A 13,703-nucleotide genomic window follows, 5' to 3' on the forward strand; every position below is an offset into this window, starting at 1 on the left:
CGAGGGGATGTGCTGTTCATCGGCACACGGCGGTCCGGAACGGACCGGATCCGCTCGATCGGGCGAACCGGTCCACGGGCGCTCCGCCCGGAAGGTCAGCGGGCGAACCGCCTCCGGAGGGTGCGGACGGCGACGAGCAGCGTCCCGGCCAGGGCGCACCCGGCACCGAGGACGAGGAAGGTGGTAGCGGTCCCCGACTCGACCGGCGAGTGCTGCGACGCGGTGGCCGGCTCCGCGCGGACGGCGTCCGGACGGGTGAGGGTGCTTGCCCCGTCGGCCGCGGGCGCCTCGGCGGCCGCCGCGGCCGGAGCCGTCACGGCGGTGCCGGCCTCGCCGGGGAGCGTGGCGCCGGGTGGGACGCTGCCGGCTCCCGCGAGTGCGGCCGGGCCGGGCGTGGACACGCCGGAGGGGACGACCTCGACCTGCGCGCCGGCCGCGGACGTGCTGCGCACGACGACGGTGAAGTCGCCGCCGGAGAGGCTGACAGACGCGCCCACGGGCAGGCTGGCCTGGAAGTCGTCGTCCCAGCCGGCCGCGGGGCCCGGGGTCGCGTCGAGCAGCAGCGAGGTGTCGGGGAAGCGTTCCGCGCGGCGCAGCAGCACGCCGGCCTCGAGACCGAACCGGTTGCCCGCCGAGCCCAGCCACGCGTCGCGCGCGGCGGCGGGCCGGTACTCCAGCCAGTAGGCGACGCCGTCGCCGTCGACGAGGTTCAGGGCGCGCACGCCGTCGCGGCCCGAGACCGGGGCCAGGGTGACCGTGGTGGGCGCGGCGGTGACCGGCACGCGGGAGGTCTGCTGCGCCGGGAGCACGCCCAGCTGCGCGGCCTGGAGCACGTTGAGCGAGCCCAGCTCGGCCCACGAGGCGCCCATGACGTCGTAGTAGTCGCGGTAGCCGGTGGTGCGGCAGGCGCCGGCGTCGGCGCCGCCGTCGCACTGCAGGCCCGAGGAGTGCGCCAGGCCGAAGTTGTGGCCGAGCTCGTGGGCGATCACCGAGGCCGCCGTGTCCCGCACGTAGAGGCGTCCGCCGGAGGTGAGCGAGGAGCCGACCTCGGCCAGCGCGTAGGCGCAGCCGGGTGCGGTCGGGGGCACGTACAGCAGCAGGTGCTTGCCCGGGCCTGCGACGAACCCGACCTTCGCGGCGGCTTCGTTCCAGAGCTGGGCGGCGGTGCCGCAGCCGGCGGCCGTCGTGATCCAGTCGTGGGCGGCGGTGACGGCGAGCCGCACGGCGCCGCGGGTCTCGCCGGCCCAGAACTCCGCGACCGGCCCGTCGACCAGGTCGACGACCTGCTGCAGGGCGGTCCGCGACCCGGCGGGGGTACCGGCGGGGGCGACCATGACGACGGTGACCTGGTTGCTCACCGGGCCCGCCGGCGCGGGCAGGACCTGCGGGGTCTCGATGACCTCGGAGTCGAGAACCTCGTGCGCCTCACCGCTGTCGCCCGCGTCGACCTGCCCCCCGACGGTCACCGAGACCGTGGAGCCGGCCGGGACGCCGTCGACGTCGCCGGTCACGACCGGCACGGCCTCCCCGTCGGCGGTCTCGACCCAGCTCACCGGCTCGTGCGCCTCCTCGGCGCCGTGCTCACCGGTCTCCGGCCACGCCTGCACCAGTTCGCCGACCACGGTGGCGCCGGCCGCCTCGTCGGCGAGGGCGACGGAACCCGGCAGGACCGCCGACAGCAGCGCCGAGGCGGCGACGGCCGAGGCCACCGCGCACGAGCGCAGCAGGCGTCGGCGACCGGCAGGGGGGCGATCGACCCGGGCAGAAGGCATCCCCTCCTGCATCGGCGGGGTCAGGGACCATCGGCACCGTCAGCGCGGATGTTGAGCCGAAATCCGCGTCACATCCGCCGCATCCGGCGCGCGGGTCCCCCGCGCCTCCCGCCTTACGCCAGGGCGTCGGCCCCCATCAGCCGCCGTCCGGCCTCGGTGATCGACCCCGAGAGCGACGGGTAGATCGCGAACGTGTGCGCCAGATCGGAGACCGTGAGGCCCTTGGTCACCGCCAGCGCGATCGGCAGGATCAGCTCGGACGCGCCCGGCGCCACCACCACGCCGCCGACGACGACCCCCGTCGCCTGCCGGGCGAACAGCTTCACGAAGCCGTCGCGCAGGTCGCTCATCTTGGCGCGCGCGTTCGTCGCCAGGGGCAGCCGGACGACGTCGAGCGGCACGCCCTCGGGCAGCGACTTCTCCTGGACGCCGACGGTCGCGATCTCGGGATGGGTGAAGACGTTGGCCGCGACGGTCTTCAGCCGGATCGGGGTGACCGCCTCGCCGAGCGCGTGCCACATCGCGATCCGGCCCTGCATCGCGGCGACCGAGGCCAGCTGGAAGACCCCGGTGACGTCGCCGGCGGCGTAGATGCCCGACACCGAGGTGCGGGAGACGCGGTCGACGACGACGTGCCCGGACTCGGAGACCGCCACCCCGCACTGCTCGAGGTTGAGCCCGGCGGTGTTGGGCACGGTGCCGACGGTCATCAGCGCGTGCGACCCCTCGACCGTCCGGCCGTCGGTCAGGTCGACCCGCACGCCCTTCTCGGTGCGGGTCACGCTCGCGGCGCGGCCCCGCTCGGCGATCCGTCCGCCCCGGGCCTTGAAGACCTCCTCGACCACGGCCGCGGCGTCGGAGTCCTCGCCCGGCAGCACCTGGTCGCGGGAGGAGACGAGGGTGACCGGCACGCCCGCCTCGAGGTAGCCGGAGGCGAACTCGGCGCCGGTCACGCCGGAGCCCACGACGACGAGGTGCTCGGGCATCTCGTCGAGGTCGTAGACGTCCCGCCAGTCCAGGATCCGCTCGCCGTCGGGCTCGGCACCGGCCAGCACCCGCGGGTCGGCGCCGGTGGCGATCAGGACGACGTCGCACTCCAGCGTCTCGCCGGCGGCGCCGTCGGACCCGATGACCTCCACCCGGTGCTCGGCCAGGCCGCGGATCTCGTCGGAGAGCCGCGCGGTGCCCGCGACGATCCGGACGCCCTCGCCGAGCAGCCGCTCCCGGATGTCGGCGGACTGCGCCATGGCCAGCCCCTTGACCCGGCGGTTGACCGTGCCGAGGTCGAGGGCGACGGTACTGACGTCGGCGCCCCGCAGACCGAGGACGGCGGAGTCGCGCACCGACGTCATGGTCCCGGCGGCGGCGATGAGCGTCTTCGAGGGCACGCAGTCGGTCAGGACGCTGGCGCCGCCGAGGCCGTCCCGCTCGATGACGGTGACCTCGGCCCCGAGCTGTGCGGCGACCAGCGCGGCTTCGTAGCCGGCCGGTCCCCCGCCGATGATCACGATGCGGGTCATGGGTCCTTCCCCGGTTCTGAGCGGACGTTCCGGGCCATTGTCGCCGCTGCACCCCACCGGCGTCGGAACCGGCTCCCTGTCGGCCCGCCGCCCCGATGAGCGGGCCGTCGCCGTCCTCGCTGGTTAGGCTCGGCGTCGATGGGCCTCTACGCCGCCTACGGGTCGAACATGGATCCCGCGCAGATGCTGCGGCGGTGTCCGTCCTCCCCGCACACCGGCACCGGGTGGATCCGCGGCTGGCGGCTCACCTTCGGCGCCGAGGAGTACGGCTGGGAGGGGGCGCTCGCGACGCTCGTCCCCGACGAGGACGCCGCCGACGGTGTGTTCGTCGCCCTCTACGACCTCACCGAGGCCGACGAGCGTGCACTCGACGCCTGGGAGGGCGCCGACCAGGGGCTCTACGACCGCGTCCACCTGCGGGTGCACACCCTCGCCGGCGACGTGGTCGCGTACGTGTACGTGCTGGACGCCTTCGAGGGCGGTCTGCCCTCCGCGCGGCACCTCGGCGCGATCGCCGACGGCGCCGAGGCCGCCGGCGCCCCCGACGACTACGTCGCCGAGCTGCGCGCCCGGGACTGCCGCACCGCGTTCTGACCCCCTGTTCTTCGTGATCATGGCGCCGTGACCACCATTCGGGCTCCCGAAGTGGTCAGGGCGCCATGATCACGGTCGGGGAGAGCAGGTACCGGCGCGCGTAGGCCACCATCGGCTCGAAGCGTCGATACACGTCGACGGCCGTGAAGTGGAACAACGTCCAGCGATGCTCGGTGAGCCAGTTGTGCCGATCGCGGTCCGCGGCCAGCTGCGCGCGGGTCATGTGGGCCTCGTGGCCGTCGAACTCGGCCCCGAGACGATGTTCGCGCCAGCCGATGTCGAGCCGGTGCCGACGACCTGTGGCACCGACCTCGATCTGGAGGTCGGGAGCCGGCAGCCCCGCGTCGAGGAAGCGCCACCGCATCCGGGATTCCATCGCCGACTCCGCCCGCCGGTCCGCCAGCGGGATGAGCCGGCCGAGTCTGGCCGCGCCGCGCATGCCGCGCATGCGTAGCGCCGCGGCGTTCAGCTCTTCCCGAGTGCACCAGCCGGTCCGGAGGGCGGCGTCGAGGGTTGCCAGCGCATCGATGGGGGCGCCGAGCCGCGTGACATCGCAGGCGGTGCGCGCCGGCGGGGTGCACCACACACCCGCGATCATCACCGCGTCGTCGGTCCCCAGGGATGACGGGTGCACCTGCAGGCCTCGGAGCCGGCGGTTGTCGATGTCCGCGGGACCGAGGAAGTGCAGCGGCTCGCTCTTCGCGGCTTCCGGGAATCGCAGATCGAAGCCCCATAGCGAGGCCGCTGTCGTGTGGCAGGCGAGCAGGTCACCACCAAGCCAGAGCGACGCGGCGCGGACCAGCGCGGGCACGTCGTCCGGAAGCTCCCCGTCGACGTAGAGCCCCTGCCACGGGGTTCGCCGCCAGATGCCGCGCCGGAGCCGAGCACGCAGCTCAGCCGGAGAGCAGATGTCCAGCGCCTGCTCGCGGGTGAAGGCACCGCCCTGTCGGGTGACGGCTCTGACGAACGACAGCTGCATTCCGACGACGCTGGGTGCCAATCCGGTGAGGCGGTAGAGCCGCCATCAATCTGTGGAGAGCGGCACCGGCTGGGGACCCAGCACGATCATGGCGCGCGAACCATCAAGTGCCGGCCCGAGGTGGTCTCGGCCCCATGATCGCCAAACGAGGGGCCGGTCAGTCGGACGAGGGGGCCTCGAGGAAGGTGTCGCGGATCTGCCGGGCGGCCAGCGCCGGGGTGAGCTCGCCCGCCAGCACCGCCTTCTCCAGCTGGGGGGCGAGAGACCGGACGCCGGGGTGGTGGCGCAGCGCCGATTCCAGCCCGTCGCGCACCAGCTGCCAGGTCCAGCGCACCTGCTGCGACCGGCGGCGCTCCTCGAACGCCCCTGACGCCTTGCGCCGGTCCTGGTGCTCGACGATCTTCGCCCAGACCTCGTCGAGCCCCTCGCCGGTCAGGCCCGAGCAGGTCAGCACCGGCACGTCCCAGCCGTCGTCCGGATGACCCCGCAGCATGCGGATCGCACCCGACAGCTCCCGTGCCGCCTTCCGCGCATCGGGTGCGCCGTCGCCGTCGGCCTTGTTGACGGCGATGACGTCGGCGATCTCGAGGATCCCGCGCTTGATGCCCTGCAGCTGGTCGCCGGTGCGCGCCAGGGTCAGGAAGAGGAACGAGTCGACCATCTCGGCGACGGTCACCTCCGACTGCCCGACCCCGACGGTCTCCACCAGGACGACGTCGTAACCGGCCGCCTCGACGACGACCATCGACTCCCGCGTCGCCTGGGCCACCCCGCCGAGCGTCCCGGACGTGGGCGACGGGCGGATGAACGCGTGCTCGTCGACGGCCAGCCGGGCCATGCGCGTCTTGTCACCGAGGATCGAGCCGCCGGACCGTGCCGACGACGGGTCGACGGCGAGCACGGCGACCTTCGAACCCTCGGCCGTGAGGTCCACCCCGAGCTGGTCGATGAACGTCGACTTGCCCACGCCGGGCACGCCGCTGATCCCGACCCGGCGGGCTCCCCCGGCGTGCGGCAGCAGCTCGACGAGCAGCTCCTGCGCCTTCTCCCGGTGGTCCTCGCGGCGGGACTCGACGAGCGTGATCGCCCGCGCGATGGCGCGCCGGTCGCCCTCGAGCACTCCCTCGACGAGGGTCACGCGTGGCCGAGACGCTCGGACAGGGTGCGCAGCAGCTCCTGCGCCGCCTCGGCGATGACCGTGCCCGGCGGGAACACCGCGGCCGCGCCCATCTCCTTCAGCGTCGGGACGTCGTCGGGCGGGATGACGCCGCCCACGACGATCAGCACGTCGTCGGCACCCAGGTCGGCGAGCGCCTGCTTGAGCGCCGGCACGAGGGTGAGGTGCCCGGCGGCAAGCGACGAGACGCCGACGACGTGCACGTCGGCCTCGACGGCCTGGCGGGCGACCTCCTCCGGCGTCTGGAAGAGCGGGCCCACGTCGACGTCGAACCCGAGGTCGGCGAACGCCGTGGCGATGACCTTCTGGCCGCGGTCGTGGCCGTCCTGGCCCATCTTGGCGACCAGGATGCGCGGCCGCCGTCCCTCGGCCTCCTCGAACTCCGACGCCATGCGGCGGGTCTCGTCCAACGGGCCGGAACTCCCTTCGTGGCCGGACGTCTCGTCGCGGTAGACGCCGGAGATGGTGCGCACCTGACCGGAGTGCCGTCCGTAGACCTCCTCCAGCGCGTCGGAGATCTCCCCGACGGTGGCCTTGGCCCGCGCCGCGTCGACGGCGAGCTTGAGCAGGTTCGAGTCGAGGTCGCTGCCCCGCCGTCCCTCCGCGGCCGCGCGCGCGGCGTCGGTGAGCCGGGAGAGCGCCTCCTGCACCGCCGAGGAGTCGCGCTCAGCGCGCAGCTCCTCCAGCTTGGCCTTCTGCTGGGCGAGCACGTCGGCGTTGTCGACCTTCAGCACCTCGATCGCCTCGTCGGCCTCGACCCGGTACTTGTTCACCCCGATCACCGGCTGGCGGCCGGAGTCGATGCGGGCCTGGGTGCGCGCGGCGGCCTCCTCGATGCGCAGCTTCGGGATGCCGTCGTCGATGGCCTGCGCCATGCCGCCGTGCTCGGCGACCTCCTCGATGTGCGCCCAGGCGCGCCGGGCGAGGTCGTAGGTCAGCTTCTCCACGTACGCCGACCCGCCCCACGGGTCGATGACCCGCGTCGTCCCCGACTCCTGCTGCAGCAGCAGCTGGGTGTTGCGGGCGATCCGGGCGGAGAAGTCGGTGGGCAGCGCCAGCGCCTCGTCGAGGGCGTTGGTGTGCAGCGACTGGGTGTGCCCCTGGGTGGCGGCCATCGCCTCCAGGCAGGTGCGGACGACGTTGTTGTAGACGTCCTGCGCCGTCAGCGACCAGCCCGAGGTCTGCGAGTGGGTGCGCAGCGACAGCGACTTCGGGTTGGTCGCGCCGGCCTCCTTCACCAGCTTCGCCCACAGCAGCCGCCCGGCCCGCAGCTTCGCGACCTCCATGAAGAAGTTCATGCCGATCGCCCAGAAGAAGCTCAACCGCGGGGCGAACGCGTCGATGTCCATCCCGGCGGCCTGGCCGGCCTTCAGGTACTCGACGCCGTCGGCCAGCGTGTAGGCCAGCTCCAGGTCGGCCGTCGCCCCGGCCTCCTGGATGTGGTAGCCGGAGATCGAGATCGAGTTGAACTTCGGCATCTCCGACGACGTGAACGCGAAGATGTCGCTGATGATCTGCATCGAGGGCTTGGGCGGGTAGATGTAGGTGTTGCGCACCATGAACTCTTTGAGGATGTCGTTCTGGATGGTGCCGGTCAGCTGCTCCGGCTTCACCCCCTGCTCCTCGGCGGCGACGATGAACAGCGCGAGCACCGGCAGGACGGCGCCGTTCATGGTCATCGACACGCTCATCCGGTCCAGTGGGATGCCGTCGAAGAGCTGACGCATGTCCAGGATCGAGTCGATCGCGACCCCCGCCATGCCGACGTCACCCACCACCCGCGGGTGGTCGGAGTCGTAGCCGCGGTGGGTGGGCAGGTCGAACGCGACCGACAGGCCCTTCTGCCCGGCGGCCAGGTTGCGCCGGTAGAACGCGTTGGACTCCGCCGCGGTGGAGAACCCGGCGTACTGCCGGACCGTCCACGGCTGGGTCGTGTACATCGTCGGGTAGGGCCCGCGCAGGTAGGGCGCGATGCCCGGATAGGTGTCGAGGAAGTCCAGCCCGCGCAGGTCGGCCGGCGTGAACAGCGGGGGGACGGCGATGCCCTCGGGCGTCTCCCAGGTCGCCTCCTCGACGCCCCGGCCGGAGGCCTCCTTGAACGCCTTCGCCCAGTCGTCGGCCGAGTGATCGCCGGACGGCCGGCCGAGCTCGACGGACCCGAAGTCGGGGATCCCGCTCATGCCTTGACTCCCAACTGCTCGTGCACCGTGCGCAGCACGTCGAGCGCGTCGCACCCGGCGAAGACGTGCCCGTCGACGCCGTCGACCTCGGTCTTCCCGGCCAGCCAGACGTGCGTCGCCCCGGCCTCCCGGAGCTCCTTCGCCAGCGCGGCGGCGTGTTCCGCGTAGTCCTTGTCGGTGCCGCAGATGCAGGCGACCGTCGTGCCCGCGTCGGCGAACCCCTCGGTGCCGTCACCCGAGGGCGTCTCGAGCCCCCCGGCCTGGAACAGGTTGCCCGCGAACGTGGCCCGCGCGGTGTGCTTGGCGATCGGCCCGATCGTGGCCAGGTAGACCCGCTGACCGTCGGCGGCGTCGCGCAGCGCCTCGAACTCCTGGGCCGCCCGCACGCGGGGCAGCCCGCCGCTGGGCAGCACGGAGGCAGCGGGCTCGCGCAAGGGCAGCTGCTCGGCCAGGTTCGGGAACTCGCTGACGCCGGTGATCGCGTCGGTGCGGGTGGCCAGCCGCTGGGCCCGCTCGTCCCACGCCGCGGCGATCCGGTCCCGCACGAGCCCGGAGTCGAGCGCCGCGACCAGGCCGCCGGCCCGCTCGATCTCGGTGAACCACTCCCACGCCGCCTGGGCCAGCGACTCGGTGAGCGACTCCACGTACCAGGAGCCACCGGCCGGGTCGAGCACCCGCGCGAGGTGCCCCTCCTCGACCAGCAGGTTCTGGGTGTTGCGGGCGATCCGGCGGGAGAACGAGTCGGGCAGGCCCAGCGCCGCGTCGAACGGCTGCACGGTGACGGCGTCGGCGCCGCCCACGCCCGCGGCGAAGCAGGCCACCGTCGTCCGGAGCATGTTCACCCACGGGTCGTGCTTCGTGGTCATCACCGACGACGTGACCGCGTGCTGCCGCTGGGCGCGCGCCTCGGGCGACGCGCCGCTGACCTCCCCGACCCGGTCCCACAGCCGGCGGGCGGCGCGCAGCGCGGCCATGGTCGTGAACTGGTCGGCGCTCGCGGAGTAGCGGAACTCCACCTGCCCGAATGCCTCGTCGACGCTCAGCCCGCCCTCGGTCAGCGCCCGCAGGTACGCCACCCCGGCCGCCAGCGAGCACCCGAGCTCCTCGACCGCCGACGCCCCGGCGTCGGCGTACACCGTGGCGTCGACGACGACGGTCCGCAGGCCGGCATGGGCGGCGGCCCGCCGGGCGACGTCGGCCAGCCCGGCGAGATCCTGCTGCTGCCCGCCGGCCGCGTGCACGCCCAGCGGGTCGAGACCGAGCGAGCCACCCCGCGCCAGATCGGTGCGGCCCTCCACCAGCGCCAGGAACGCCTCGGCGGCCGACGGCCCGCCGGAGACCGCCACCGGCGCCAGGTCGAGCAGGACGTCGGACAGCACGTCGCCGAGCGAGTCGACCGGGATCGCGCCCTCCCCCAGCACCAGCCACAGGGAGGTGACGCCGTTCTCCAGGTCGGCGGCGATCGCCTCCTTCGTGGTGGCGACGTCGGGGTGCGCGTGGCGCTGCCGGATGTCCCAGGCGGCCGGCGTGCCGCCCTCGACGACGGCACCGGCGGCTGCCCCGCCCCGCACGAACGGCGGCAGGCCGGGCACCCCGACCGCCGTCGGCAGGTCGCCGGCGTCGTCGGCGGTGTAGAGCGGGGCGACGCTGACGCCCGTCGCCACCGGCGCGCGCAGCGCGTCCTCGACCGGGTCGGGCAGGTCCTCCCGGCCGGCCTTGCGCAGCACGCCGGCGACCAACTCGCGCCACTCGTCCCGGGTGGCGGCGTCGAACCCGGCGGCGAGCGTCAGCTCGTCGGGCACCTCGTGCTCGGCCGGGACGGCCGCGTCCGCGGCGCCGGTGGTCGCCGCGCCGTCATGTCCGGTCTGCTGATCGGGGGGACTCATCGTCGGGTTCCCGCCTCTCGTGGGCTGCTCGTCGGGCAGAAGTGTCTCCGGGCGCGGGCCGGCCCGTGCGCGCGGGGGCGGCGTCGGCCTCCAACGCGTGCAGCGCGGTGCGGGCCAGCAGCCGCACACCGACCCCGATCGCCCGCTCGTCGACGTCGAAGGTGCCCCGGTGCAGGTCCAGGGGGGCGCCGCCGCCGTGCGTGCCCAGCCGTGCCAGGGCGATCGGCATGACGTCGGCGAACCACCCGAAGTCCTCGCCGCCCATGCTCTGCGGGGTCAGGACCACCCGGTCGCTGCCGACCGTCTCCAGCGCGGCCGCCCGCATCAGCACCACCGCGCGGGGGTCGTTGACCACCGGCGGCAGGCCGCGCACGTAGTCGACGTCGCACCCGGCGCCGCTCGCCGCCGCCACGCGCTCGACCAGCGAGCGCATCAGGTCCTCGGCGCCCTTCCATGCGTCCCGGTCGAGCACCCGGACGGTGCCGCGGAGCTGGCCGCGCTGCGGGATCGCGTTGGCGGCGATCCCGGCGTTGACCGCGCCCCAGACCAGCGACATCCCGGCCCGCGGGTCGACCTGGCGCGACAGCAGGCCCGGCAGGTCGGTGATCAGCCGCCCGAGGGCGTCGACGAGGTCGACGGTGAGCTGCGGGCGGGCGGTGTGCCCGCCGGGGCCGGTCAGCGTCACGTCGATCCGGTCGCAGGCGGCGGTGATCGCGCCGGTCCGCAGCCCGACCGTCCCGGCCGGGATCGACGGGTCGCAGTGCAGGGCGAAAGCACGCATCGCGCCGTCCAGGACCCCGGAGGCGACGACCTCGGTGGCGCCGCCGGGAATGGTCTCCTCGGCGGGCTGGAAGATGCAGCGGACGGTGCCCGGCAGGCCGTCGAGGCCGGCCAGCGCGATCGCGACCCCGAGGACGACGGTGGTGTGCACGTCGTGCCCGCACGCATGGCACATGCCCTCGCGGGTGGAGGCGTAGGGCACGTCCTTGAGGTCGGCCAGCGGCAACGCGTCGATGTCGGCGCGCAGGACCACCACCGGATCGCCGGAGCCCACGTCCACGACCAGACCGGTGCCGGTGGGCAGCCGCCGCGGCCGGAGCCCGTGGGTGCGCAGCCGCTGCTCGAGGAAGGACGTCGTCTCGAACTCGGCGAAGGCGAGCTCGGGATGGGCGTGCAGGTGCCGGCGCGTGGACACCAGTTGGGAGTGGTGCGCCGCGACCCAGTCGTCGACCGCCGCGCCCAGCTTCTCCACGACGGGGGTCATCCCGGATCCCCTCCCACGAGGGTCCGTTCGGCCGCGGGGCCAGGGTGAGTGGGGAGGCCATTGCGCATCTCGGCCAGCAGGCTGTCGACGACGAACCGCAGGTCGCCGTCGTGCGCGGCGGCGACCGCGCGCTGGCGCTGGTAGGAGGCGCCGACGGCGAGCACCCGCTCCACGTCGTGCAGCTCGGTGACGCAGTCCAGCCTCCGCGCGGTGGGCGTGAGGTCCTCGACCAGGTCGAGCAGTGCCTGCCGCACCGGGCGCACGGTGCCCTTCTCGTCGACGACGATGTCGGCGTCGAGGCCGTACCGGGCGGCGCGCCACTTGTTCTCCTGCAGCACCCAGCGGGCCGGGGTCGGGAGGGTGTAGCCGCGGTCCAGCTGCGTGTCGAACTGCTCGACCAGGCACTGCGACAGCGCGGCGACGGCGCCGATCTCGTCGAGGGTCGGCAGTCCGTCGCAGATCCGCAGCTCGACCGTGCCGAAGTCGGGGTGCGGCCGGATGTCCCACCAGACCTCGCGCACGCTCTCGATGGCGTTCGAGGAGATCTGGGTCTCCATGTAGTTCTCGAACTCGTTCCAGCCGGAGAGCTGGTAGGGCAGGCCGGCGGTCGGCATGCCCTCGAAAATCTTCGTGCGGGCCGAGGCGAGCCCGGTGTCGGCGCCCACCCAGTACGGGGACGACGCCGACAGCGCGAGGAAGTGCGGCAGGTACTGGCACAGCGCGTTGACCACCGGGATCGCCTTCTCGGGCGCCCGGACGCCGACGTGCACGTGGACGCCGAAGATCTGCAGCCGCCGTGCGGGCCACTGCATCTGCTCGACGAGCCGGAGGTAGCGCTCCTTGGGCGAGATGAGCTGCGTCTGCCAGTCGGTGAACGGGTGCGTGCCGGCGCACATGAGGCCCAGGCCCCGCTCGTCGGCGACGGCGACGACCTCGGCGAGCGTGCCGGCCAGGTCGGCCTTGGCCTCGGCGACCGTGCTGCAGATGCCGGTGATGATCTCGATGGTCGACTGCAGGAGCTCGTGCTTGGCCTTCGGGTGCTCGGCGGCGCCCTCGGGCCGGAGCTGCTCGAGGATCTCGACGGCACCTGGGGAGAGCTCGCGGGTCTCCCGGTCGACCAGTTGCAGCTCCCACTCCACGCCCAGGCTGGCGCGCTCGGAGGAGGAGAAGGGGATCTGCACGTCGGAAGTCTAGGAGTGATCACCCTCGGTCAGCGCCCCGACGGCGGCCCGGTGAGGTCCAGATCACCCGCCTGTGTATCCCCGTTCCGCGCCGCCGTCTCCTCCCGGTGTCGGCTCCGCTCGGCGCGCACCGGGCACCAGCCGCGGCTCGGTCCATCCCCATCCCGGACCGGCCTCACCCCTCCGCCCTGCGCCCGTCGCAGTCCGGTCCGGTCCGGTCCGCGTTCGCTCGGAGGTCTCCCCCATGTCCGTTCGCCGCTCGCACCGCGCTCTCGCCGCCTCGTTCACCGTCGTCGCCACCGCCGCCCTGATCGGCTTCGGCGTCCCCGTGGCCGGTGCCGACCCGCCGGCGCTCGACCCGGAGACCTGCGGCAACGTCCTCGACCGGGCCCAGGCGTGGCCGGGCACGCTCACCGACGACGTCCAGCTCGTCTCCGACGGCTACGACAACTACCTGTCCCGGAACCCGGTCTGCCAGACGCAGATGTGAGCCGGCCCGCCCCGGTCACCACGCCCTGACGGTCGCCCGCCCCGCCCGGCACCCCTCAGCGCGTGGTGATCACGCGTCCGGCCTCGGATCGCCCGCCAGGAGGCCGTAGATCACGTCGTCGACGGGCGTCCCGCGGTGCAGCGACCGCTGGCGCAGGACGCCCTCGGCGCGGAAGCCGGCGCTCTCGGCGACCCCGCGGGAGCCGGCGTTGGCCGGGTCGACGACGAGTTCCAGGCGTCGCAGGCCGAGCTCGTCGAACGCCCAGCCGGCCAGGATCCGCAGGGCCTCGCCGGTGAACCCGCGGCCGCGGTGCGCTCCGCCGGTCCAGTAGCCGCCGGCCCCGACGCCGTCCCGCGGCGGGAACAGGGTCATCGCGCCGACCGGCCCGGTGCCCTCCCGCGTCTCGACGGCGAACTGCCCGCCACCCGCCGCCCAGGTCCGCGCGGCGATCTCCCCCACGAACCCGGCGGCGTGCTCGCGCCGGTAGGGCACCGGCACCTCGGTCCACCGCTGGATCTCGGCGTCCTGGCAGGCGGCGAACACGGCGTCGACGTCGTCGTCGCGCCACGGCCGCAGCCGCACGCGGGGCCCGGTCAACGTCGGTTGGTCAGCGCGGGGGTCCACGGGTGCATCCTGCCGGGCCGCACGCGCCGTCTCCGC

General features: G+C 74.0%; 11 protein-coding genes. 2 read left to right on the plus strand and 9 right to left on the minus strand.

Annotated elements, in window-relative coordinates:
* Positions 1–95 precede the first annotated feature (95 nt).
* On the minus strand, positions 96–1,709 hold the full coding sequence (locus ABD644_RS00885) for a zinc-dependent metalloprotease family protein (protein WP_344686593.1): 1,614 nt from the start codon (positions 1,707–1,709) through the stop codon (positions 96–98).
* A gap of 176 nt (positions 1,710–1,885) precedes the next feature.
* Complete coding sequence (locus ABD644_RS00890) at positions 1,886–3,292, minus strand: NAD(P)H-quinone dehydrogenase (protein ID WP_344686594.1); 1,407 nt, start codon at positions 3,290–3,292, stop codon at positions 1,886–1,888.
* Between the two features lie 138 nt (positions 3,293–3,430).
* Between ABD644_RS00890 and ABD644_RS00895 the strand changes: the two genes are divergently transcribed.
* Positions 3,431–3,886, plus strand: coding sequence for a gamma-glutamylcyclotransferase (locus tag ABD644_RS00895; RefSeq protein WP_344686595.1), 456 nt, complete (start codon positions 3,431–3,433; stop codon positions 3,884–3,886).
* A 55-nt stretch (positions 3,887–3,941) separates the two neighbouring features.
* On the opposite strand, the gene ABD644_RS00900 is transcribed toward ABD644_RS00895, so the two are convergent.
* The 6 genes from ABD644_RS00900 to ABD644_RS00925 form a co-directional block, all read right to left on the minus strand.
* Positions 3,942–4,886 (minus strand): hypothetical protein, encoded by a 945-nt coding sequence (locus ABD644_RS00900; protein ID WP_344686596.1) that lies wholly within the window; start codon positions 4,884–4,886, stop codon positions 3,942–3,944.
* Between the two features lie 136 nt (positions 4,887–5,022).
* Positions 5,023–6,003, minus strand: coding sequence for a methylmalonyl Co-A mutase-associated GTPase MeaB (gene meaB, locus ABD644_RS00905; RefSeq protein WP_344686597.1), 981 nt, complete (start codon positions 6,001–6,003; stop codon positions 5,023–5,025).
* Positions 6,000–8,222, minus strand: coding sequence for a methylmalonyl-CoA mutase (gene scpA, locus ABD644_RS00910; protein WP_344686598.1), 2,223 nt, complete (start codon positions 8,220–8,222; stop codon positions 6,000–6,002). Before scpA ends, meaB begins: the two co-directional genes overlap by 4 nt.
* Positions 8,219–10,108: a methylmalonyl-CoA mutase family protein gene (locus tag ABD644_RS00915; RefSeq protein WP_344686599.1), complete on the minus strand. Its 1,890-nt coding sequence runs from the start codon at positions 10,106–10,108 to the stop codon at positions 8,219–8,221. Before ABD644_RS00915 ends, scpA begins: the two co-directional genes overlap by 4 nt.
* Positions 10,077–11,372 (minus strand): amidohydrolase, encoded by a 1,296-nt coding sequence (locus tag ABD644_RS00920; RefSeq protein ID WP_344686600.1) that lies wholly within the window; start codon positions 11,370–11,372, stop codon positions 10,077–10,079. The genes ABD644_RS00915 and ABD644_RS00920 overlap by 32 nt, the downstream gene beginning before the upstream one ends.
* Complete coding sequence (locus tag ABD644_RS00925; protein WP_344686601.1) at positions 11,369–12,553, minus strand: glutamate--cysteine ligase; 1,185 nt, start codon at positions 12,551–12,553, stop codon at positions 11,369–11,371. The genes ABD644_RS00920 and ABD644_RS00925 overlap by 4 nt, the downstream gene beginning before the upstream one ends.
* A gap of 244 nt (positions 12,554–12,797) precedes the next feature.
* On the opposite strand from ABD644_RS00925, the gene ABD644_RS00930 reads away from it, so the two are divergent.
* On the plus strand, positions 12,798–13,043 hold the full coding sequence (locus ABD644_RS00930) for a hypothetical protein (protein ID WP_344686602.1): 246 nt from the start codon (positions 12,798–12,800) through the stop codon (positions 13,041–13,043).
* 69 nt (positions 13,044–13,112) lie between these two features.
* Here ABD644_RS00930 and ABD644_RS00935 read toward each other — a convergent pair whose 3' ends face one another.
* A complete protein-coding gene (locus tag ABD644_RS00935; RefSeq protein WP_344686603.1) occupies positions 13,113–13,667 on the minus strand; it encodes a GNAT family N-acetyltransferase in 555 nt (184 codons plus the stop codon).
* Positions 13,668–13,703 lie beyond the last annotated feature (36 nt).

It is taken from the genome of Blastococcus jejuensis, assembly GCF_039534705.1.
Lineage (GTDB): Bacteria > Actinomycetota > Actinomycetes > Mycobacteriales > Geodermatophilaceae > Blastococcus_B > Blastococcus_B jejuensis.

Excerpts from the sequence above, each read along its gene's own strand:
- ABD644_RS00890 (WP_344686594.1), bottom strand. The coding sequence starts at position 3,292 with ATGACCCGCATCGTGATCATCGGCGGGGGACCGGCCGGCTACGAAGCC.
- ABD644_RS00895 (WP_344686595.1), top strand. The coding sequence starts at position 3,431 with ATGGGCCTCTACGCCGCCTACGGGTCGAACATGGATCCCGCGCAGATG.
- scpA (WP_344686598.1), bottom strand. The coding sequence starts at position 8,222 with ATGAGCGGGATCCCCGACTTCGGGTCCGTCGAGCTCGGCCGGCCGTCC.
- ABD644_RS00915 (WP_344686599.1), bottom strand. The coding sequence starts at position 10,108 with ATGAGTCCCCCCGATCAGCAGACCGGACATGACGGCGCGGCGACCACC.
- ABD644_RS00920 (WP_344686600.1), bottom strand. The coding sequence starts at position 11,372 with ATGACCCCCGTCGTGGAGAAGCTGGGCGCGGCGGTCGACGACTGGGTC.
- ABD644_RS00930 (WP_344686602.1), top strand. The coding sequence starts at position 12,798 with ATGTCCGTTCGCCGCTCGCACCGCGCTCTCGCCGCCTCGTTCACCGTC.